Source organism: Amycolatopsis minnesotensis (assembly GCF_039529815.1).
Classification (GTDB): Bacteria; Actinomycetota; Actinomycetes; order Mycobacteriales; family Pseudonocardiaceae; genus Amycolatopsis; species Amycolatopsis minnesotensis.
The window spans coordinates 189,139-209,602 of the sequence record NZ_BAAANN010000005.1 but is presented as its reverse complement, the minus strand read 5'-3'; the positions used below and the strand labels follow the sequence as shown (position 1 = coordinate 209,602).

The window sequence follows — 20,464 nt, the reverse complement described above, 5'->3', positions numbered from 1 at the left end:
GTGGCGCGCGGATTCTTCCGTCGCGGCCGGGTGCCGGAACAGCCCGCCGCGGCACCGGCGGGCGAAGCGGCGGCGGATCGGCCCGTCCGGCGGGCCGATGGCGGGTGGCGTTCGGTGCGGCCGTTGGGCCCCACCGTGCAACGGCTGGCCACGATGTCGGACGGGCTGCGGTTCCGCGACGGCCTGTCCGCATGGCAGAACCCGTCCCAGCGCATCGAAATGGGCCACGCGGTCAGCGCCGAGGCGCCGACCGGCCTGACGGCGGGACTGGTCCGCACCGGCGCCCGCTCGGCCCGCGCCCCGCAGCCCGGGTTGCCGCAACCGGTGGTGTACCGGGTGCCGCCCGAATCCGATGCCGAGTACGACGAGCCGTCCGCGTCCGGTGCCGAGGCAGCCGGCCACGGCCAGGCCGCCGAACCGACGCCGGTAAGCCGGCGCGCGGGCACGGCGGCAGCTCCGGTGGCCGCGGCCCGCGACTCCGCAACCGGTGGACAGTCCTTTGTGGAGACACCGGGCCCGGTGGCCGGCACCGGCCGGTCGCCGGTCCCGCGCGGCAGGCTCACCGTGGCCCGTTCGGCGGACCCGGTGCGCCGGTTGCCGGTGGCCCCGGCGCGGACCGGGCAGCCGTCCGCCGCCCGGCCGACTCTCGGCACGTGGACCGCGGCCGGCGAGCCGGCCGTCGCGGATCGCGTCGAGCCCGCGCGCACGGGCCCGGCCCCCGCGCTGCCGGTGGCGACCGGACCCGCCCCAGAGGCGGCCGTCCATGCCGAATCGCCCGCGGTACCGGCCGAGGTGCAGCGCGCGACCACGGCCGGAGACGTGCAACCCGCTTCTCCCGCAAGCAGTTCCAGTTCCAGCTCGGCCGGGCATCCTGCGGCCTCGCCCGCAGCGGCTTCGCCGACCTCGGTCCAACGGAGCGCCGCCGGTTCCGATTCCCCGGCACCGGCGGTCCCGAAGTCCACTTCGGACGATTCCCCGTCTTCCCCTGCCGAACCGGGGATCGGGGCACCGCTGACCGCACTGCCGAGCACGGCGCTGTTCATCGCGGGTGACCGGCGGCCGGACGAGTCATCCGGTCCGGCGGTCACGCCGAACCGTCCGCTGCTGCCCCGTACCGGGGCCATCCAGCGCCTGGCCTCCGGCAGCACGGGCACCGAGGACGGCGCGGCACGCGCCGCAGCGGCACCGGAGGCCGCGCGGTTGCCGGTGGTGTCCGGCGAACGCGACACGCCGGACCAGGCCACGACCGCACCGCCGCCCGCCGCCGCGAGCGAGCGAGCCGCGTCGATAACCGGCGGCGGCACACCCGTGCACCGCGCCGCCGCACCGTCCGCTTCGGACGGACCGGTTGCGGGACGGGAGATTTCGCGGTCCCCGGTCGGAGAGCCGATGACCGGGTTGCCCGCCACCGCCAAGGTCGCGCACACCGAACGGGCCACCGATTCCCACGGCGACACCGATGACGCGGCGGGCGTCCCAGCACGGCCCACGACCGCGCACCGGCCGTTGCTGCCGGAGTCCGCGACCCCGCAACGCCTGGCCGCGCACCCCGGCGCCACCGAGGTGGACAGCACCGGGCAACCGTCCACTGTGGTCCGTCCAGGCGTGCTGCCCGTGGTGGCAGGCCGGCAGCCAGCGCCGGACGGCCGGGCCTCCGGCGTCACCGGCTCCTCGGGCGGGATCGCGGCGGGTGCCGCCCCGTCCGGTGAGCACGGCACACCGGTCCGGTCCGGACCGGGTGCCCCCGCGGGCCGCGCCAACCGGGTGATCCCGATCGCGCGCATGGCCACCGCCGCGGCGGTGCGGATGCGCGGGCTGCTGTCCCAACGGCCACTCGTGCCGGAGTCCGGCTCGACGGCCGGCGGTGATCCCGGCACCGGAATCGGGCCGCTCCCGGTCGCGAGCAGCCGGTCCAAAGTGGTACCGGCGAGATGGGCCGGCGATGCCGAACGCCCCGTGACCGGCGCTTCCGGTCCGGCCGCAACGGACAAGACCGCCGCCACCAGCGTGCAGCGAGCCGCGGCCGGTCCGAATCAGACGTCCGCAACGGACACTCCGGCGGCCCGTTCGCGGCCGGTGCGGCGATCGCACACCGGCTCCACCGCCCCGGGGTCGTGGTCGGGGAGCGCCGCGCACCTGCCTGCCAGCGCACCGAACTGGCCGTCCCGGCAGGGCGCGCTGCTCGCCGACGCCCCGGCGCCGGGCCGTCCGGCAGCCGACCGGCTCGCCGTGGCCTCGGGCACGGCCGGTGGACAGTCCTCGGCCCCGCCGGTACCGGTTCGCTGGGTGCCACCGCCCGCCCCTTCCTCGAAGACCTCCGCCTCGGAGGCCCCGGCCGCGTACACCGCGGTGCAACGAAGTCCCGACGACGCCAAGTCCTCCGTGAGCCACGGCACCGGGGGTACCACCACCGCGGTGACGGCGCAGGAAGTGGTCACCGAGAGCGGCGGCGGACAGCCCGATGCGCGCCGGGAAGAACAGGAATACGACGAGCGCGGGAAAACCGAAGAGCTGACCCAGCAGATCGTCGACACCGTCATGCGGCTGATGCGCGCCGAACTGCGCTTCGGCAAGGAACGCTCCGGCCGGCTGCACCAGCGCCGGCGCTGACCGCGGGAGAAGGGGTAAGGGATCATGAGCACCGTCTACGCCAGCACGCCGTTCTTCCACCTGACCATCGGGGACGACGATCTCGGCGAGTTCAACAGCTGCTCCGGGCTCGGCGCCGAGGTGGAGATGGAGCAGTACGCCGAGGGCGGCAACAACGACTTCGTCCATCAGCTACCGACCAGGGTCAGGTGGTCCAACATCACGCTGACCAGGCCGGTCACCGGCGACACGGCCGAGGTGACCCGCTGGCTGACCAAGATCGTGCACAAGGCGAAGCGCAAGGACGGCGAGATCATCGCGCTGCGCCCGGATCGCGTCCCGATCATCCGCTGGCAGGTGTACGGCATCCTGCCGGTGCGCTGGCACGGCCCCGAGTTCGACCCGTCCCGGTCCGAGGTGGCGGTGGAACGGCTGGAGATCGCCCACGAGGGCCTGGAAGCGGGCTGGGGATGGATGGGGGAGGTCGCGGGGATGGTGGGCGAACTCCGATGACCGACAAGCGCGAGGAGTGCTGAGTGTCCACACGGGCCGGTTCGAAACTGGAACACGCGCGGCTGCTCATCATGCAGCCACCCGGCACGGTGGGTGGCGCTCCCGGCGGCCGCATCGCGCGGGTGAAGTTCAAGTTCAACCCCAATCAGCTCACGCTGACCAAGCGCACCGAGTGGCGGCGCAAACCGTCCAGGACGGCCACCCAGGCCGCGGTACCGGAGTTCGTCGGCAGCGCGCCGCGCACCCTGTCCGTCGAGGTCTTCCTCGACGCCACGAGAAAGCACGACAACTCGGTGGAACGCGACGTGCAGGACCTCATGCTCGCCGTCGTGCCGACCACGGAAAGCCTCGGCAAGGACCGGCCGGCCAGCCCGTGGGTGCGGTTCGAATGGGGCCGATCGGCCACGGTCCGCTTCAACGGCATCGTCAAAAGCATCTCCGTGACCTATTCGCTGTTCGACGGGGACGGCACGCCGCTGCGGGCCAGGTGCGCGCTGAGCATCGAGGAGGCCGGTGGCGACACTCCCCGCCAGAACCCGACTTCCGGCGGGCTGGAGGCAAGGCGCAGCCATCAGGTGGTCGCCGGGGACAGCCTGCCGATGCTCGCCTGGCGCGAGTACGGCGATGCCACCGCGTGGCGCGTGATCGCCGAGGCCAACGAGGTGGACGACCCGATGCGCCTGCGGCCGGGCACCGAACTGCTCATCCCGGCCCAGGAAGGAACAGACTGATGTCCGAAAGCTCCTTCGCACTCGAACCGATCGTCCAGGCACCCGCCAAGCTGCCGGACGACTGGGCCCAGCGGCTGGACCGGTGCACTGTGGACGAAGCGGTCAACCGGCCGGCCACGGCCGTGCTCGTCTTCAAGGATCCTTACCACGACCTGTTGAAGAAGACCAGGATCAAGATCGGCACCACCATCAAGCTCGTGGTGACCACCGCGGCCGACAAGAAGACCCGGATTCCGCTGTTCTCCGGCGAGGTGACCGCGGTGGAAGCCGAGTACGACGGCGCCGAAACCGGTACGTACACCGTGCTGCGCGCCACGGACCGGGCGCACCGGTTGTTGCGGCACAGCAGGGTGTACGCCTTCAAGAACAAGGACGCGGCCGGAATCGTGCACCAGGTCGCCCGCAACGCGGGCATGACCGTGGGCACCGTCCAGGTCTCCAGCGACAAGTACGACCAGCTCAGCCAGGCCAATGTGACCGACTGGGAGTTCCTGCGCGCGCTGGCGGCCGAGCACGGTGCCTGGTTGTGGATCGACGACAAGAACCGGCTGTGCTTCGCCGAACCCACGCCGGCCGCCGGTGCGCCGTCGCCGAGCGCGCAGGGGAAGAGCGACCCGCTGGTACTGGAGTACGGGGAGAACCTGCTGTCGCTGCGGGCGGTGCTCTCCAGCAGCGAACAGGTGGACAAGGTGACGGTGCGCGGCTGGGACGTCAAGGGCAAACGAGCGCTGTCGCGCAGTGAGCCCGCCGTCACCAGCAAGACCGTCGAACCGAGGCTGTCGGCCAAGGAGGCAGGCGCGAAGTTCGGCCCCGGTGGCGCGCGGGAAATGGTGATCACCGACGGCGCCTACCGCACGAATGGCGAGGTGGCCGCCGTGGCCAAGGCGCAGGCCGCGACCGCCGCGGCCGGTTTCGGCGAGCTGGAAGCCGTCTGCCGGGGCAACCCGCACCTGCGCGCCAGGACTCCGGTGGCGCTGGGCGGCAGGACCGACCTCACCTTCCCCGGGCGCTACACGATCAGCGCCAGCTGCCACGAGATCGAACCCGGCCGCGGTTACCGCACCACGGTGCTGGTCAGCGGCGGCGAGGACCGCTCGCTCGCCGGACTGGCCGGCGATGTCCCGGCGGGCCCGCCGCGCATGCCGGGTCTCGCCATCGGGCTGGTGACCGACGTGCAGCAGGAGCCGGGCGGCGGCGGCCGGGGCTGGGTGAAGCTGATGTTCCCCTGGCTGGACGACAAGTACGTCACCGACTGGGTGCGCTCCGTGCAGTGGGGTGGCGTCGGCGGCGGCGGGGTGGTCACCCCCGACGTCGAAGACGAGGTGCTGGTCGGTTTCGAGCAGGGCCTGCTGGACCGGCCGTACGTGCTGGGCGGGCTCTACAACGGGAAGGACGAACCCAGCCCGCACAAGGCGAACCTCAAGGACGGCATGAAGGGCAAGGTCGCCAGGCGCTCGTTCTCCTCGCGCACCGGCAACCAGATCGAACTGCTCGACCACAAGAGCGGTCCGAGCGGAGTCACCCTGCGCACCGGGAGGGACGAGCTTTCGGTCGAACTCGACCGGCACAACACCAAGATCGTCGTGCACAGCGACGGCAGCGTGGACATCGAAGCCACCAAGGACGTCAAGATCACCGGCAACGGAGTCGATATCAACGCCGGTCGCGGAAGGCTCGCCCTGACCGGGGGGTCGGTCTCCATCACCGCCAGCAGCGGCGAGGTGGACGTGGGCGCCTTCACCGACGTCGCGGTGCGCGGCATGGCCATCCGGCTCAACTGATCGCATTGTCCACAGTAGAAGGAGGGGTCGATGCCACCCGCGGCAAGGACCACCGACCGGACCAGTCACGTCGGTGCCGGGGCGACCGGCGTCATATCGGGAGCGGGGGTGCCGAACGTCCTCATCGAGGGCTTGCCCGCGGCCGTGCTCGGAACGGCGACCTCGTGCGCGGCGCCCATCCCGCCACCGCATCCCGCTTCGGGAACCATCGTGAGCGGCCCAGGGGCGGCCGCTCGCGTGTTCATCGGCGGGCGAACTGCTTCGGTGCAGGGCGATCTGACCTCGTGCGGATCGATGGTCAGCAGCGGTGCGCGGTCGGTGCACTTCGGACCGCTGTGATGAGCAACCAGTTCGTCGGCCGCGGCTGGGCGTTCCCGTTGCGGGTGGACGCCACCGGCGCCATCGCGACCGTCGGCGGTGAGCGGGAGATCGAGGAGTCGATCCGGCTGATCCTCGGCACCGCGCCGGGGGAGCGGCCGATGCGGCCCGAGTTCGGCTGCGGCGCGCACGACTACGTCTTCGCCCCCGCGGATGCCGCCACCGCGAGCCAGATCGCCTACGCGGTGCGCGCCGCGCTGGAGCGGTGGGAGCCGCGCATCGAGCTGGACCAGGTGGCCGTCGCCTACGACGAGGTGGACACCGGCGTGCTCTACCTCGACATCCACTACCGGATCAGGTCCACCAACAACCCGCGCAACCTGGTCTTCCCCTTCTACGTCATCCCCAGTCACGACGAACCGAGTGATACCCCGTGAACCTGCCCGCCCCCAACCTCGACGACCGGCGATTCCAGGATCTGGTCGACGAGGCGAAGCGCTACATCCAGCAGCGCAGTCCCGAGTGGACGGACCACAACGTGTCCGATCCCGGCGTGACGCTCATCGAGACCTTCGCGCACATGGTCGACCAGTTGATCTACCGCCTCAACCGGGTGCCGGAACGCAACTACCTCGCGTTCCTCGACCTGCTCGGGGTGCGGTTGTTCCCGCCGACCGCGGCGCGCGCCGCGGTGACCTTCTGGCTGTCCGCGCCGCAGGCGGAACCGGTGGTGCTGCGGACCGGCACCGAGGTGAGCACGATGCGCGGCGAAACCGAGGAAGGCGTTTCCTTCGCCACCACGGACGATCTGGTCGTGGTGCCGTGCTCGCTGGCGAAACTGGTGACCAGCGCGGCATCCGGCGCCCCGGCCGACCGGACCGACGAGCTGCTCTCCGGCCAGCGCGTGACCTGTTTCGCGACGCCGCCGGCGGTGGGGGACACCATGCTGTTCGGGCTGTCCGCGGCGGTGCCCCGCTGCGCGGTGGTGATCCGGCTCGGCAGCGAGGTCGAGGGCATCGGTGTCGACCCCCGCCAGCCACCGCTGGTCTGGGAGGCATGGGACGGTCGCGGCTGGACGGAGTGCGAGGTCGACTCGGACAGCACCGGCGGGCTGAACCGGCCGGGTGACGTCGTGCTGCACGTTCCCGCCGAGCACATCGCGTCGGTGATCGCGGGTACGCGGGCCGGGTGGCTGCGCTGCCGGGTGGTGAAGCCGTCGGCGGGGCAGCCGTTCTACTCGGAGTCGCCGACGGTCAGCGAGGCCGAAGCGTTCACCATCGGCGGCACGATCGTCGCCGAGCACGCCGAAGCGGTGCTCGACGAGATCATCGGCGAATCCGAAGGTGTTGCGGGACAACGGTTCGCCGTCAGCCGCCCGCCGGTGCTCACCGACGGCGCGCCGGTGGTGGTGGAGGTCTCCGACGGGGAGGGCTGGCAGGAATGGTCCACTGTGGAGCATTTCGGCACGTCGTCGGCGACCGACCGGCACGTGCTGCTGGACGCCACGAGCGGTGAGTTCGCCTTCGGGCCCGCGGTCCGCGAACCGGATGGCACCATCCGGCACTACGGTGCGGTTCCGCCGAAGGGGGCGGTGATCAGGATCCGCCGCTACCGGACCGGCGGCGGCAGGGCAGGCAACGTGGCACGACAGGTGATTTCGATGTTGAGCAGCTCGGTGCCCTACGTCGCACGGGTGGAGAACCGGGAGGCGGCCAGCGGCGGCGTGGACGGTGAGACGGTCGACGCGGCGAAGTTGCGCGGGCCACTGGCGTTGCGCACCCAGGAGCGCGCGGTGACCGTGGACGACTTCGAGCTGATCGCGCGCGACGCCGCGCCCGCGGCGGCCCGCGTCCGGTGCGTGCCCGCGGCCGAGGCCGAGCAGGGCGAAGCGGCGGTGCGGGTGCTCGTCGTCCCCGGCGCGATCGCCGACATCGGGGACGAACTCCGGCTGGAGCAACTGATCCCGCCCCGCGACATGCTGGCCGCGGTCGCCGGGAAGCTCGACGAACGCAGGCTGGTCGGTACCAGGGTGGTCGTCGAGCCGCCGTACTACCAGGGCGTGACCGTGGTGGCGCGGCTGCGCGCTTCGGGCGACGTCGAAGGTGCCCGGCGTGCGGCACTGGAAGCGCTGTACCGGTACCTCAACCCGTTGCGGGGCGGGCCGGACGGCAGCGGCTGGCCGTTCGGGCGGCCGGTGCAGTTCGGTGAGGTGCACGCCGTGCTCGCCGCGGCGCCGGGCGTGTCGGTGGTGGACGAGCTGCGGCTGTTTCCCGCCGACCCGATCACCGGCAGGCGCGGCGAACCGGTGAACGTGCTCGAGCTTTCCCCTACCGCGCTGGCCTTTTCCTACCAGCACCAGGTCACCGTCACCGAAGCCCAGCCCGTGCGGGGTACCTGATGCGCGCCGGGGTGCCAGGACTGCCCAGCCGGTATCCGATCGGGGAGCAGCTTCCCGCGATGTACGCGGGCGATCCGTTCGCCCAGCGGTTCACCGCCGGGCTGGACGACGTGCTGGCACCGGTGCTTTCGGTGCTGGACAACCTGCCCGCGTACTTCGATCCGGCGCTGGCGCCCGAGGACTTCCTGCCGTTGCTGGGGTTCTGGGTGGCGGCGGACCGGCAGGGCGCGCGCGAATCGGTGGCGGGCGCGGTGACGAGGCACCGGCGGCGAGGGACCGCGCGCGGCCTCGTCGAGCGGCTGCGATCCCAGTTCGGCGGCGAGGTCGAGATCGCCGAGCCGGGTGGCGTGAGCTGGTCGGAGACCGCGGGCTCGCCGTTGCCCGCGCCGGGAGCGCCGGTGCTGACCGTCCGGTTGCGGGTGCCCGATCCGGCGGCCGTCCGGCGAGACGAAGTGGACCGCGTGGTGGCCGGGTCCTGTCCGGCACATCTGCGGTTCTCGGTGGAGATCGGGGTGTTGTGAGCATGGGCGGAACAGTCGCCGAGCCGGTGCGGCGGTGCGAGGCGTGCGGCGCGCCGGTCACCGAGGGCGAATCCTTCTGCGGCAACTGCGGGGCCTATTTGGACTGGGGCAAACCGCAGCGGCCCGCCGCACCGCCCCCGGTCGAGACCACGCGGACCGAGGCTCCGCCTGCCGCCGCGCCGCGGCCGGATGCCGTGCCGCCCCCTGCCGAGCAGCCGGGCGCCGTGCAACCGGACAAGCCGGTCAGCAGGCGGCCCACCGTCCGTGCTTCCATCGACGACCGGGCGCTGGGCGGTCCGGACGACCGCCCGTGCCCGAACTGCGGTACCCCGAACGCACCGGGCCGCCGGTTCTGCCGTCGCTGCGGCGCGGTGCTCGACGAGGTCAAGACCGAAGCCGAGCGGGTGCCGTGGTGGCGGCGGATCCGCCTGCCCCGGTTCAGGGGACGGCGGATCCGGTTCCCCGCCTTCCTGGTGCTGCTGGTGGTACTGGCGCTGGTGGTGGGCGCGCTGGTCCGATATGGACCGGACATCGTCACCGCGGTGAAGGACAAGACCACCACCCCCGCCGTGCTCACCCCCGCCACGGTCACCGCGTCCAGCGAGGCCGAGGGACATCCGGCCAAGCTGGCCGTGGACGGGTTCACCAACCGGTTCTGGGCCCCCGCCGCGCCCGCACCGGCGCAGGGGCAGTACCTGGACGCGAAGTTCGGCAGCCCGTGCCGGTTGCTCGACATCGTGGTGAACAACGGGGCGTCCGCGGAACGGGAGGTGTTCAACGCACAGGCCAGGCCGGCGGAACTCGAGCTCACCATGTCCACCGAGGACGGTGGCCGGCAGGCCACCACGCTGCGGCTCGCCGACCAGCCGGGACCGCAGCACACCGCGCTGGCGGTCTCCGACGTGACCGACGCGCGGCTCACCGTGCGCGCTGCCCACGGCGGCGGTCCCGGCAAGCTGGTCGCACTCGGGGAAGTGGAGTTCTTCGGCCGCTGCTGACCACCGGCGAAGTCCACATCGGACACGGCAGGGGACCCCGGCGCCGCCGGGGTCCCCTGCCATTTGTCATGGGGCCCCTTCGCGCGGGGCGTCGTACCATGGCCGTCGTGGGCAAACGCGATCCTGACGAGTTCTCCGCACGGCAGTGGCCGGACTGGAGCTTCTGGGGTGATCGCCGCGGCCGCGGGAAGGCCGGCCGCGGCCGCGTGGTGGTGGTCGCCCTCAGCGGCTCCGCCCTGCTCTTCCTGTTCGCCCGTGGCGCCGCGATCGCGGACAGCGGGAACGGTGCCCTGCGCACCGGTGTCGCGCTCGGCACCCTGGTTTGCTACGGCCTCGCCTGCCTGGCCGGCCTGTGCTACGGACCGGCGGCGCCGCCGCGGCGGCGGATCGCCATCGTGGCCGTGTTGTTCGCCTTCGGGGTTGTGCCCGCGCTGCTGTTCGGCTCGCCCGACTACCTGACCGATCTGACCTACGCCATCGCGATCGGGCTCATGCTGCTGCCGTTGCGCTACTCGCTGCTGCTCGGCTTCCTCGCGGCAGGCAGTCAGATCGGGTGGATGCAGCTCGTCTACGGCAGGGTGAACTGGGCATTGGTGGCCACCCTGGTCGGCGTGACCGCCGCGCTGGGCACGGTTTTCGCGCTGTCCTTCACGATCGGCCACCTGAGGGCGGCGCGCGAGCAGGTCAAGAGCATGGCCGTGAACCAGGAACGGGAGCGGGTCGCCAGGGACCTCCACGACGTACTCGGGCACAGCCTCTCGACGATGACCGTCAAGCTCGGCCTGACCCGGCGGATACTGGAGTCCTCCGGCGCCGTCGATCCCGCCCTCGCCGAGGTCCGCGAGCTCGAAGGGCTTGCCAGGCAAGCACTTTCCGACGTACGGGCGACCGTTTCGGACTACCGCGCGGTATCGCTGGCCAGCGAGCTCGCCGGTGCCAGGATGGCGCTGCGGGCGGCAGGTGTGCGGGCCGAACTGCCCGCCGCCGCCGACGACGTGCTGCCCGCGCTGCAAGGCGTTTTCGGCTACGTGGTACGGGAAGCGGTCACGAACGTGCTGCGGCACTCCGATGCCCAGCGGTGCGGCATCCGGCTCGGCCGCGACTGGGTGGAGATCGCCGACGACGGCACCGTCACCGACGAGGCGACGGCAGGGCACGGCCTGACCGGCCTCGCCGAGCGGCTCGCCGCGGTGTCCGGCACCATCGAACACGGCAGAGCCCCCGGCGGTGGCTTCCGGGTCGTCGCCCGTGGCCCGGCGCGGGCACCACAACTCACTCCCTCTGCCGAGGCTGGCACCGCATGATCCGCGTACTTCTCGCCGACGACCAGGCGCTCGTGCGCGGCGCGCTGGCCTCGATGCTGCGAATCGAATCCGATCTGGAAGTGGTCGCCGAAGTCGGCGCGGGCACCGAGGTGCTGGCGGCCGCGAAGCGCACCGCCCCCGACATCGCACTACTGGACGTGCAGATGCCGGGCCGCGACGGACTCGCCGTCGCCGCCGAACTGCGCCACGCGCTGCCGGCCTGCCGGACCATCATCTGCACCACGTTCAGCCGCCCGGGGTACCTCTCCCGCGCGATGTCCGCGGGCGCGGCGGGCTACGTGGTCAAGGACTCCCCGCCCGAACAGCTCGTCAACGCGATCCGCCGTGTCCACTCCGGACTGCGCTTCATCGATCCCGCACTCGCGGCCGAATCCCTCGCCAGCGGCGCCAGCCCGCTCACCGACCGGGAAGCCGACGTGCTCCGCGCGGCGGCCGACGGCGGCACCGTCGCGGACATCGCGAAGATCGTCAGGCTGTCCGAAGGGACCGTGCGCAACCACCTGTCCTCGGCGATCGGCAAAACCCAGGCCCGCACGCGCGCCGAAGCCGCCCGCCTCGCCGAAACCAGCGGCTGGCTCTGACCGGGCTCACCCGGGACGCGGCGCCGGGCGGCGGTAGACCAGGTGGGTCACGCCGATCCCTTCGACGACCTCCACCTGTTCGAAGCCGATCGGGGCGGTGCCGCCGAGCGCGGCCAGCATGGGTGTGCCGCCGCCGAGAACGACCGGCACGACGTCCATCCGCAACTCGTCGAGCAGCCCCGCACGGAGCGCATCGGCCACGGTGCCGCCCGGCCCGACTCCGACGTCGCGATGCCCGGCGGCCTCGCGTGCCAGCGCGATCGCGCTCGCCACGCCGTCGGTGACGAAGGTGAACGGCGAAGCGGGGTCCCAATCGGACGGCGGCGGGCGGTGCGTGACGACGAAGACCGGCACGTCGCTCGGGTGCCGCCCGTGCCAGCCCGCGGTGAGGTCGAACAGCTTCCGGCCGACGACGCACGCCCCGAGCCGGTCCTGGAGCTCGCGCAGGTACCGGGCGGTCGCCTCGGAGGTGCGGTAGGTCAGCCGGTCCGGAACGGCGGTGGGGGTGGCCACGGGGCCGGCCGTGCACCAGGCGAACAGCCGGTCGAACCCGCTCTGGCCGGGGCCCGAGATGTACCCGTCCAGTGAAACCGACGCCTGCGTGAAGACTTTGCCCATGGCTTCCCCTGTGCGCTCGCGAGGTTGACAGCGCCGAACACTAACACGTATAAAACCATCAGGTTATGAAACCGAGAGGTTATCTGAATGACTGCGCCTGACACGCTGGACGCGACGTTCGCGGCGCTCGCCGACCCCACGCGGCGGGCCATCCTGGCCCGGCTCGCGACCGGTGACGCCACCGTCACCGAACTGGCCGCGCCGTTCGCGATGAGCCAGCCCGCCGTCTCGAAGCACCTGCGGGTGCTGGAACGGGCGGGACTGGTCAGCCGCGGGCGCGACGCGCAACGGCGCCCGTGCCATCTGGTGGCCGAGCCGCTCCGGACGGCCACGGACTGGCTGGCCGGTTACCGCGACTACTGGGAAACCAGCTACCGGCGACTCGACGCGGTGCTGAACGACCTCCAGAACGGGGAAACATGACATCCCCGCACGCCGGGCACGGGCTGCGCGTCGTCGCGTCCGGGAGCACCGGACTCGTCCTCACCCGCACCTTCGCCGCGCCCGCGCCGCTGGTCTTCGCCGCGCTCACCGAACCTGACCTGCTCCGCCGCTGGCACGGCGCCCGCGGCTGGCAGCTCACCGCCTGCGAGGTCGACCTTCGCCCCGGCGGCGCATGGCGGTTCGTCTCCACCGGTCCCGCCGGTGCCGAGATGGCACTGCACGGCCTGTTCCACGAGGTCGAGCCGCCGGTACGGCTCGTGCAGACCGAAATCCACCGCGACTGGGCCGAGGGCGAGGCACTCGTCACCACCGTGCTCGACGAGGTGGACGGCCGGACCGCGATGACCGTCACCGCAACGTATTCCTCGGCCGAAATCCGCGACGCCGTCGTGCGCAGCCCGATGGAACGCGGTGCGGGCGAAGGATACGACCGCCTCGCCACCCTCCTCCACGAAAGGCAGCAACCATGACCGACACCCCGGCCCCCGTCACCGAAATCCCCGCCGATCCCGCGGAAATCCCCCAGGATCCCGGAAATCCGCCCGTGCCGCCCGGCACGCTGCTGCTGGAACTCGTGCCGGTTCCGGTCACCGATGTCGAACGGGCCAAGGCCTTCTACCAGAACCAGCTCGGGTTCCGCCTCGACGTCGACGTGAACCCGAAACCCGGGATCCGCATCGTCCAGCTCACCCCGCCCGGCTCGGCGTGCTCGATCACCCTCGCCGAGGGCCTCGCCACCCTCGACATGCCCCCTGGCACGCTGCGCGGCCTGCACCTGGTGGTGGCCGACATCGAGGCGTCCCGCGCCGAACTCGTCGGCCGCGGCGTCGAAGTCGGCGAGGTCGAAGACTCCGGCGGCGTTTTCTACGCGCACTTCGCCGATCCCGACGGCAACACCTGGTGCCTGCAGCACATGCCGTGGCGGTGACCCCGGCGGCCACCGCACGTCCACTGTGGACGCGGCGCGGGTCTGCGGCTGCGTGGCCGGCACCACCCGGGTCGCCCGGGCGCGCGATGACCTCCGCGCCGCGCGGCGGGGTGGTCAGTCGCGTGTGCCGCCCTCGCGCTCGATCAGGACCCGGAATCCGGTCAGCAGCGCGGTGAGGCCGGCTTCGAACACGTCGTCGCTACCGACTTCCGAGAGGACGTCGGCGTGCTCGACGAGCAGGGGAAGAGCCGACGCGTCTCGCGAGCGGTACAGCAGGCGCCGGTGACGGCTCTCCTCGGAATCCGACACGTCCAGGCCGAGGTTGAAGTGCACCGAGCCGATCACGAAAGTGGCCAGTGCCGACGAGGCCGCCGACGCGAGCCGGGGACCGAGGCCGGCGCCGATGAACAGTTCGAGCGAGTACTGCACCCCGGCCAGTGAGTTGGGGCCGAGCCGCTCGGTCCCGCGAAGCAGCGAGGCGACGCCGGGGTGCCGGAGCAGGTGCTCGCGGAACAACCGCGCGGACCACGCCGCCTTCCCGGCCCAGTCCGCGTCTTCGGGCGGAGCCGAACTCGCCACGTCGAGGGCCCGGTCGACGAGCAGGGTGACCAGTTCCTCCCGGTTGCGCACGTGGCGGTAGAGCGACGCCTGCGTGCAGCCGAGCGCCTCGGCGAGGTTGCGCATCGTCAGCGCGGCCGCTCCGCCGGTGTCGAGCAGGGTCATGGACGCGTCGAGGATGGCTTCCAGGGTCAGTGACCTGCGTCGCCGCTGCCGGGCGGGTTCGTCCTCCCTGGCCAGCCACCAGGCCGCCGTGCCCGGTTTCGGTCCAGCTGTCTCTGCCGCCATCGGATCGCGCACCGCGCAAGGATAGCCGCTGGGCGAACATCCTTCGCTTAGTCTAAGCTAACGGCGTTCGCATAACGACAGGCGGAGAGGAACCACAGTGCGCGCCGTACGAAACACCGATTCGGGCATCAGCGTGACCGAGACCGAGGAACCGGAAACGGCTGGTGTTCGCCTCACCGTCGCCTCGGCGGGCGTCTGCGGGACCGACGTGGGCTTCGCGGCAGGCGGCGTCCAGGGCTACACCTACGGTCACGAGTTCGCCGGCACGACGGCCGACGGCGAGTGCTACGCCGTCGAACCCACCGTCTACTGCGGACAGTGCGACCAGTGCCGCGCCGGGCACGTCCAGCGGTGCGGCGCGCCGGAGCACGGAACGCTCGGGATATTCCGGGACGGTGGAATGTGCGATGCCGTCACCGTCGCCGAGACCATGCTCGTCCCGCTCCCGTCCGGTCTGGACGTGCGCGACGCCTGCCTCGTGGAACCGGCGTCGGTGGCCTGGCACGGTGTGCGCCGCGCGGCACTGGAGCCGGGGGAGCGGGTGGCGGTCGTCGGCGGCGGCAGCATCGGGCTGCTGGCCGCGGCCTCGGCCAGGCACCGGGGCTTCGACGTCGATGTCGTGGTGCGCCACGAGCACCAGCGGATCGCGGCGGAACGCCTCGGGGCCGGGGCGGCGGAAGGCGGTTACGACGTCGTGATCGACGCCGCGGGCAGCGAGGAGGGCCTGGCCAGGTGCGCCGAACTGGCCCGCGTCGGCGGTCGCGTCGTGCTACTGGGCCTGTACCAGCAGGCCGTGCCGATCCCGGGGATCACCAGCCTGGTCAAGGAACTCACCTACCTCAACTCCATCGCCTACAGCCGCCACGACGGCAGCCGCGACTTCGAACAGGCCGCGGCGATGCTCGCGGGCAACCCCGAGATCGCGCGCACGGTGATCACGCACCGCTTCCCGCTCGACGACGCCGCGGAGGCCTTCCGGGTGGCCGGTGACCGCGCTTCCGGCGCCATCAAGGTCGTTCTGCACCCCTGACAGCACGGACACCCTTGCGCGCCCGGCAGCCAGGACGCCGACCTTTTTGCCGTATTGGCAAAGCTTCGTGCACGTGGGGCATGGCCGACCTACCGTGAGGTCATGCCCCACACAGCCCATGACCACGGTCCGCACCACGAAACCCGGCGCGACGACGACAGCCAAGCCGAACTCCTCGACCTCGACGCGGAAGTGCTCTCGGAGCACATCGCGGCCATCACCGGCTGGCTGCCGGTCGACGGGAATCCTCGCCGGATCGTGGATCTGGGCTGCGGGACCGGTGCCGGTACCTTCGCCTTGCTCACCCGCTTCCCCGAAGCGCGCGTGACCGCCGTCGACTCCTCGGTCGATCACCTGAACCGCTTGCGGGACAAGGCTTGCGAGTCCGGGGTGACCGATCGGGTGCATGTCGTCCAAGCCGATCTCGACGCGGTGTGGCCGGATCTCGGCGAGCCCGACCTGGTCTGGGCGTCGGCTTCCCTGCACCACATGGCCGATCCCGCCCGCGCGCTGCGCCAGATCCGCGGCATCCTCACCCCCGGCGGCCTGTTCGCGCTCGTCGAACTCGCCGGCTTTCCCCGGTTCCTGCCCGCCGACGCCCCGGCGGAGCGGCCCGGCCTGGAGGAGCGCTGCCACGCCGTGATCGAGCACCGCCACGCCGCGCAGGTTCCCCACCGCGGCGCGGACTGGGGCCCCTGGCTGACCGCCGCGGGATTCACCGTCGAAGGCGAGCGCACGATCGGCGTCGACATCGAGCACTCCCGCTCGGAAGCGATCGGCCGGTACGCGCTCGCCAGCCTGCGGCGCATCCGCGGCGCCGTCGCGGACGCACTGCCCGCCGACGACCTCACCGCGCTGGACCGGCTGCTCGACACCGGCGGCCCGCACAGCATCCTGCGCCGGGACGACCTCGCCGTGCGCACCGAACGCGTCGCACTGGCCGCGCGCCGCGCCTGAGCGCGCTACCGCCGATCCGCGGGGCGGCCCATGGCGAACCACCGCAGGCCGCCGGGGAACGGCAGGCAGAACACCGCGGGCAGCCACCGGATCTTCACCCCGCACCCGATCTCGGTGCGCAGGATGCTGACCAGCGCGATGACGAAGAACACGCATGGGGTGTGGCGATCCCTCGTGGCTGCGGCTGTCCGGTCGGCGGCACCCTGCGGGCAAGCGGCGGCCACGGTCGCGAGGCAAGGCGGGTTTCCCCGCCGCGCACCGCCACTTTCACGCTTTCGGGACAATCGGACGCGCCGATGGATCACCACCGCACGGGCAGCTCGTGCAGGCCGCCCACGATCAGGCCCTCCGTCGGCCGGAGCTGCTCCGGCGGGACGGCCAGTTCCAGCGTCGGGAGCGTGCGCAGGAGCACTTCGAGCACCGTCTGCAGTTCGGTGCGGGCCAGCGCCTGCCCGATGCAGGAGTGCGGTCCGGCGCCGAAGGTGAGGTGCCCGTTGGGCGCGCGCGTCACGTCCAGCTCGTCCGCCCGGTCGATCGCGTCGGGGTCGCGGTTGGCGGCGCCGAGCTGGCAGATGACCGTCGTGCCCGCGGCGATCGTGCCCGCGGACACGGTGACGTCGGAGCTGAGGTACCGCGGCACGCCGAACCCGGCGTTGGTGTCGAAGCGCAGGAGTTCTTCGACGGCGGTGCGGACCAGCGCCGGTTCGGCCAGCAGGCGTTCCCAGCGGCGCCGGTCGGACAGCAGGATCGCCGCCATCTTGCTGATCATGCTCGACGTGGTCTCGTGCCCGGCGATCAGCAGGCCCTGTGCGGTCATCAGCAGCTCGCCCTCCGACAGCCTGCCGTCGTCGGCGTCGTGCACCGCCACCAGTTCGCTGATCAGGTCGTCGCCGGGGTTGGCGCGCCGGTCGGCGATGTGGTCGCGCAGGTAGGCCACGAATCCCGCCTGGGCGGCGTCGATCTCGCTCTGCTCGTAGCGGTTGAGGTTCAGCAGGGTGTCCGACCAGTAGGCGAACCGGTCCCGGTCGGCGTCGGGGACGGCGAGCAGCTGGCAGATCACCCACACCGGCAACGGAAAACCGACCGCGGCGCCGAGATCCGCCGGCGCGCCATGGCGCACCATGTCGCCGACGAACCGCTCGGTCGCCTCGGCGATCCTGGGACGCAGGTCGGCCATGCGCTTCGCGGTGAAGTACCGGCCGACGATGCGCCGCCACCGCAGGTGCGCGTCCCCGGTCGCGACCGTGTTCTCCCCGCCGAACGGCCCGCCCGACTCGTCCGCGGTGAGGCGCGCGGCGTCGTCGGCGTCCATCTGGCGGCTGAACCGGGGATCGGCCAGCACGCTCTTGACGTCTTCGTGGCGGGTGAGCAGCACGGCCTCGTCGCCGGTTTCCAGCTTGATGCGCGCCACCGGGCACTCTTGCCGCAGCCGAGCCCATTCGTCCGGTGGTTCCAGCGCGCCGGGCTGGCGGAACGGGTAGTCGAAGACGTCGGACTCCACGGAACTGACCTCCAGTGTCGGAAGACGCGGCCACGTCCAGCTAACCCACGGTGGGGGGAGTTGGTCAACAACGACGGCCGAACCACGAGATCGCCCTCCGGCCGCGACTTTGTCCACATAGGACCAAACTGGCAGCTCGCGCGCTGGCGCAGCGGAATCGGCGTGCGCGTTCACCCGCGGCGGGTCCAGGTGGTGGTGACGGTGTCTGCCGGCGGGACGGCATCGAAGGACTGCGTGGCGACCGGCTGAGCGAATCCCTTCGGTGGTGTCACCCGTGCGGAGCCTGCGCGCGGCTCGCTGGCCTAGCCTGTAGCACTGGTGAAGATCGCGCGGGAGGACGAAGGTGTGAACGACGTGGTTCGCAGGCTGCCGGCGGCTCCTGCCCGGCGCTCGATGGCCGATCGGATCAGGGATTTCCGCGACGAGGGCTTCGTCGGGCGGGCCGAACACCGGCGCGCGTTCGCGGCGGCCCTGCGGGGCGAGCCGGACGCCGCCAGGGTGCTGCTGATCCACGGTCCGGGCGGGATCGGGAAGTCGGCGTTGCTGCGGCGGCTGGCCGACGACGCCGAAGCGGCCGGGCGCAGCGTGGTCCGGGTGGACGGCGAGTACGTCATGGCGTCCACCGCCGCCTTCGCGGAACGGGCAGGGGCGGTCTACGAGGTGAGCCGGCCGGTGCTGCTCGTCGACGGGTTCGAGCACTGCCAGGTGCTCGAAACCTGGTTGCGCGAAGACTTCCTGATGACGGTGCCCGAGGACACGGTCGTGGTCGTGGCCGCGCGGCAACGTCCGCAGCCGCACTGGACGCTGGACCCCGGCTGGCGCCATCTCGTGCGCGCGATCGCGCTGGAGCCGCTCGCGCAGGAGGAAGCCACCGCGCTGCTCGGCGAGCGCGGGGTGCCCAGCGCCCTGCACACCGCCGTGAACGGTTTCGCGGGCGGGCATCCACTGGCGCTGTGCCTTGCGGCCGAGACCGCGGCGAAGGGCACCCCGTTCGACGACCCCGCCTGGGAACCCGGCCCCGATGTCATCCAGACCTTGCTGGCCCGCCTGATCGACCGGGTGCCCTCGGCCTCGCACGAGTACGGCCTGCGCGTGTGCGGTCGCGTGCGCCACGTCACGATGGACCTGTTGCGCACCGGGCTGGCCGAACACGAGGCCGTCGTGGTGTTCGAATGGCTCCGCGGGTTGCCGTACCTGGAGCGGGGCGAGCACGGGCTGGTCGCCCACGAACTGGTGCGCGACGTGCTCGACGCGTCGTTCCAGTGGCGCGACCCCGCCGCCTACGACGAACTGCACCTGCGCCTGTGGCGCCACCTCGGCGAGCGCGCACAGGCCACCTCCGGGAACCCGGCGGCGGCGATCCTGGAGCTCAACTACCTGAACAGGTACGGAGAACAGGGCCGCAAGGACAGCTCCGACGCGCTGGACACCGAGGAGCTGTTCGAGCGCGAGTACGCGCCGGAGGCGCGCGACGACGTGCTGCGGCTGGCGCGCGAGGACCAGGGCGACGAGTGCGCACGGCTCGTCGCCTACTGGCTGGATCGCCAGCCGGAGGCGTTCTCCGTGTACTGCCGCGCCAGGGACATGGAGCCGGTGGCGTTCTTCGCCTGGTTGCGCCTGTACCCGGAGACCGACGAGCTGACCGGCGATCCCGCGGTCGCTGCCGTCGGGGAGTACCTCGAAGGCACCGGCGGGACGCAACCGGGGGACAACGTCGGGATCGCCCGGTTCATGGTGCCGGCGCCCGTCCCCGATCGGCCGACGACGGGGACCAAACTGCGCGTGGAGCGGATATCCGCCGAGATCATGCAGCGCGCCGGGCTCGTCGTCACCTTCCACGTGATGTCCGGCGCCGATGCCATGGTCCCCAAGCTCGCGAGCTTCGACTACCGGTTGTTCCGCTCGGTGCCGGAACTCGGGGAAGGGGACTGGGGCGTGTTCGTGCACGACTGGCGCGCGATGCCGCAGTCGGCCTACCGGGAGCGGCCCTTGCCCGTTTTCGACCCCGATTTCCGGGCTGTCACCGACGAATCCACCCGGTCGTCGATGTCCAAAGAGGACTTCGCGGAGGCGGTCAAGCAGGTGCTTGGCGATTGGCACGATGACGACGCCGTGGACGCGAACCCGTTGGTCCGCGTCCACGGCGACGCCGCCGCGCTGCGCGAAGCCGTGCTCGCCGCGGTCGACGCCCTCAGCGAGGACGCGCGCCGGATCAAGCACCAGCGCGCGGTGCAGACCACCTACCTCGAGCGCGCCACCACCCAGGAAGGGGCGGCGGCGCGCCTCGGCATCCCGTTCGGCACCTACCGCCGCTACCTGCGGCTGGGACTGCACCAGGTCTGCGACATCCTCTGGAACCGCCGCAGTGCCGGAGGCGGGTGAGAG

21 protein-coding genes are annotated in these 20,464 nt (G+C 72.0%); 17 read left to right on the top strand and 4 right to left on the bottom strand.

The window, feature by feature from the left end; genetic code table 11:
* From ABD256_RS08295 to ABD256_RS08245, 11 genes are all read left to right on the top strand, one after another.
* Positions 1-2,610: a hypothetical protein gene (locus ABD256_RS08295; RefSeq protein ID WP_344415286.1), complete on the top strand. Its 2,610-nt coding sequence runs from the start codon at positions 1-3 to the stop codon at positions 2,608-2,610.
* Between the two features lie 24 nt (positions 2,611-2,634).
* Positions 2,635-3,102: a phage tail protein gene (locus ABD256_RS08290; protein ID WP_344415284.1), complete on the top strand. Its 468-nt coding sequence runs from the start codon at positions 2,635-2,637 to the stop codon at positions 3,100-3,102.
* A 23-nt stretch (positions 3,103-3,125) separates the two neighbouring features.
* Entirely contained in the window at positions 3,126-3,833 is a 708-nt protein-coding gene (locus ABD256_RS08285) for a CIS tube protein (RefSeq protein ID WP_344415282.1), read from the top strand.
* Complete coding sequence (locus tag ABD256_RS08280) at positions 3,833-5,614, top strand: VgrG-related protein (RefSeq protein WP_344415280.1); 1,782 nt, start codon at positions 3,833-3,835, stop codon at positions 5,612-5,614. Before ABD256_RS08285 ends, ABD256_RS08280 begins: the two co-directional genes overlap by 1 nt.
* 30 nt (positions 5,615-5,644) lie before the next feature.
* Complete coding sequence (locus ABD256_RS08275; protein ID WP_344415277.1) at positions 5,645-5,953, top strand: PAAR domain-containing protein; 309 nt, start codon at positions 5,645-5,647, stop codon at positions 5,951-5,953.
* Positions 5,953-6,369, top strand: a complete 417-nt coding sequence (locus ABD256_RS08270) for a GPW/gp25 family protein (protein WP_344415275.1) — start codon at positions 5,953-5,955, stop codon at positions 6,367-6,369. Before ABD256_RS08275 ends, ABD256_RS08270 begins: the two co-directional genes overlap by 1 nt.
* Positions 6,366-8,330 (top strand): putative baseplate assembly protein, encoded by a 1,965-nt coding sequence (locus ABD256_RS08265; RefSeq protein WP_344415273.1) that lies wholly within the window; start codon positions 6,366-6,368, stop codon positions 8,328-8,330. The genes ABD256_RS08270 and ABD256_RS08265 overlap by 4 nt, the downstream gene beginning before the upstream one ends.
* Positions 8,330-8,851: a phage tail protein gene (locus tag ABD256_RS08260; protein ID WP_344415271.1), complete on the top strand. Its 522-nt coding sequence runs from the start codon at positions 8,330-8,332 to the stop codon at positions 8,849-8,851. Before ABD256_RS08265 ends, ABD256_RS08260 begins: the two co-directional genes overlap by 1 nt.
* Positions 8,852-8,853: 2 nt before the next feature.
* Positions 8,854-9,849, top strand: a complete 996-nt coding sequence (locus tag ABD256_RS08255; RefSeq protein WP_344415269.1) for an NADase-type glycan-binding domain-containing protein — start codon at positions 8,854-8,856, stop codon at positions 9,847-9,849.
* A gap of 107 nt (positions 9,850-9,956) precedes the next feature.
* The gene (locus tag ABD256_RS08250) at positions 9,957-11,153 is read left to right on the top strand and encodes a sensor histidine kinase (protein ID WP_344415267.1); all 1,197 of its coding nucleotides are present in this window, start codon (positions 9,957-9,959) and stop codon (positions 11,151-11,153) included.
* A complete protein-coding gene (locus tag ABD256_RS08245) occupies positions 11,150-11,755 on the top strand; it encodes a response regulator transcription factor (RefSeq protein ID WP_344415265.1) in 606 nt (201 codons plus the stop codon). The genes ABD256_RS08250 and ABD256_RS08245 overlap by 4 nt, the downstream gene beginning before the upstream one ends.
* A gap of 6 nt (positions 11,756-11,761) precedes the next feature.
* Here ABD256_RS08245 and ABD256_RS08240 read toward each other — a convergent pair whose 3' ends face one another.
* Complete coding sequence (locus ABD256_RS08240; protein ID WP_344415263.1) at positions 11,762-12,373, bottom strand: dihydrofolate reductase family protein; 612 nt, start codon at positions 12,371-12,373, stop codon at positions 11,762-11,764.
* A gap of 87 nt (positions 12,374-12,460) precedes the next feature.
* Between ABD256_RS08240 and ABD256_RS08235 the strand changes: the two genes are divergently transcribed.
* From ABD256_RS08235 to ABD256_RS08225, 3 genes are read left to right on the top strand one after another with little or no spacing between them, the layout of a single operon-like run.
* Positions 12,461-12,796, top strand: a complete 336-nt coding sequence (locus ABD256_RS08235) for an ArsR/SmtB family transcription factor (RefSeq protein WP_344415261.1) — start codon at positions 12,461-12,463, stop codon at positions 12,794-12,796.
* Entirely contained in the window at positions 12,793-13,287 is a 495-nt protein-coding gene (locus ABD256_RS08230) for an SRPBCC family protein (protein ID WP_344415259.1), read from the top strand. Before ABD256_RS08235 ends, ABD256_RS08230 begins: the two co-directional genes overlap by 4 nt.
* Complete coding sequence (locus ABD256_RS08225) at positions 13,284-13,745, top strand: VOC family protein (protein ID WP_344415256.1); 462 nt, start codon at positions 13,284-13,286, stop codon at positions 13,743-13,745. Before ABD256_RS08230 ends, ABD256_RS08225 begins: the two co-directional genes overlap by 4 nt.
* A gap of 114 nt (positions 13,746-13,859) precedes the next feature.
* Here ABD256_RS08225 and ABD256_RS08220 read toward each other — a convergent pair whose 3' ends face one another.
* Entirely contained in the window at positions 13,860-14,603 is a 744-nt protein-coding gene (locus tag ABD256_RS08220) for a TetR/AcrR family transcriptional regulator C-terminal domain-containing protein (protein WP_344415254.1), read from the bottom strand.
* A gap of 85 nt (positions 14,604-14,688) precedes the next feature.
* On the opposite strand from ABD256_RS08220, the gene ABD256_RS08215 reads away from it, so the two are divergent.
* Both ABD256_RS08215 and ABD256_RS08210 read left to right on the top strand, forming a co-directional pair.
* Positions 14,689-15,621 carry a zinc-dependent alcohol dehydrogenase gene (locus tag ABD256_RS08215; RefSeq protein WP_344415252.1) on the top strand — a complete coding sequence of 311 codons (933 nt, stop codon included), beginning with the start codon at positions 14,689-14,691 and terminating at the stop codon, positions 15,619-15,621.
* Positions 15,622-15,723: 102 nt separating this feature from the next.
* Positions 15,724-16,578 carry a class I SAM-dependent methyltransferase gene (locus ABD256_RS08210; RefSeq protein ID WP_344415250.1) on the top strand — a complete coding sequence of 285 codons (855 nt, stop codon included), beginning with the start codon at positions 15,724-15,726 and terminating at the stop codon, positions 16,576-16,578.
* A gap of 5 nt (positions 16,579-16,583) precedes the next feature.
* Here ABD256_RS08210 and ABD256_RS08205 read toward each other — a convergent pair whose 3' ends face one another.
* Complete coding sequence (locus ABD256_RS08205; protein WP_344415247.1) at positions 16,584-16,730, bottom strand: PLDc N-terminal domain-containing protein; 147 nt, start codon at positions 16,728-16,730, stop codon at positions 16,584-16,586.
* Between the two features lie 149 nt (positions 16,731-16,879).
* Positions 16,880-18,079, bottom strand: a complete 1,200-nt coding sequence (locus ABD256_RS08200) for a cytochrome P450 (RefSeq protein ID WP_344415243.1) — start codon at positions 18,077-18,079, stop codon at positions 16,880-16,882.
* A gap of 345 nt (positions 18,080-18,424) precedes the next feature.
* Between ABD256_RS08200 and ABD256_RS08195 the strand changes: the two genes are divergently transcribed.
* Positions 18,425-20,461, top strand: coding sequence for an AAA family ATPase (locus tag ABD256_RS08195; protein ID WP_344415241.1), 2,037 nt, complete (start codon positions 18,425-18,427; stop codon positions 20,459-20,461).
* Positions 20,462-20,464: the final 3 nt, after the last annotated feature.

Coding starts and splice junctions, on each gene's coding strand:
- ABD256_RS08260 (WP_344415271.1), top strand. CDS start 8,330: ATGCGCGCCGGGGTGCCAGGACTGCCCAGCCGGTATCCGATCGGGGAG.
- ABD256_RS08235 (WP_344415261.1), top strand. CDS start 12,461: ATGACTGCGCCTGACACGCTGGACGCGACGTTCGCGGCGCTCGCCGAC.
- ABD256_RS08290 (WP_344415284.1), top strand. CDS start 2,635: ATGAGCACCGTCTACGCCAGCACGCCGTTCTTCCACCTGACCATCGGG.
- ABD256_RS08255 (WP_344415269.1), top strand. CDS start 8,854: ATGGGCGGAACAGTCGCCGAGCCGGTGCGGCGGTGCGAGGCGTGCGGC.
- ABD256_RS08275 (WP_344415277.1), top strand. CDS start 5,645: ATGCCACCCGCGGCAAGGACCACCGACCGGACCAGTCACGTCGGTGCC.
- ABD256_RS08280 (WP_344415280.1), top strand. CDS start 3,833: ATGTCCGAAAGCTCCTTCGCACTCGAACCGATCGTCCAGGCACCCGCC.
- ABD256_RS08270 (WP_344415275.1), top strand. CDS start 5,953: ATGAGCAACCAGTTCGTCGGCCGCGGCTGGGCGTTCCCGTTGCGGGTG.
- ABD256_RS08210 (WP_344415250.1), top strand. CDS start 15,724: ATGCCCCACACAGCCCATGACCACGGTCCGCACCACGAAACCCGGCGC.
- ABD256_RS08225 (WP_344415256.1), top strand. CDS start 13,284: ATGACCGACACCCCGGCCCCCGTCACCGAAATCCCCGCCGATCCCGCG.
- ABD256_RS08245 (WP_344415265.1), top strand. CDS start 11,150: ATGATCCGCGTACTTCTCGCCGACGACCAGGCGCTCGTGCGCGGCGCG.
- ABD256_RS08240 (WP_344415263.1), bottom strand. CDS start 12,373: ATGGGCAAAGTCTTCACGCAGGCGTCGGTTTCACTGGACGGGTACATC.
- ABD256_RS08230 (WP_344415259.1), top strand. CDS start 12,793: ATGACATCCCCGCACGCCGGGCACGGGCTGCGCGTCGTCGCGTCCGGG.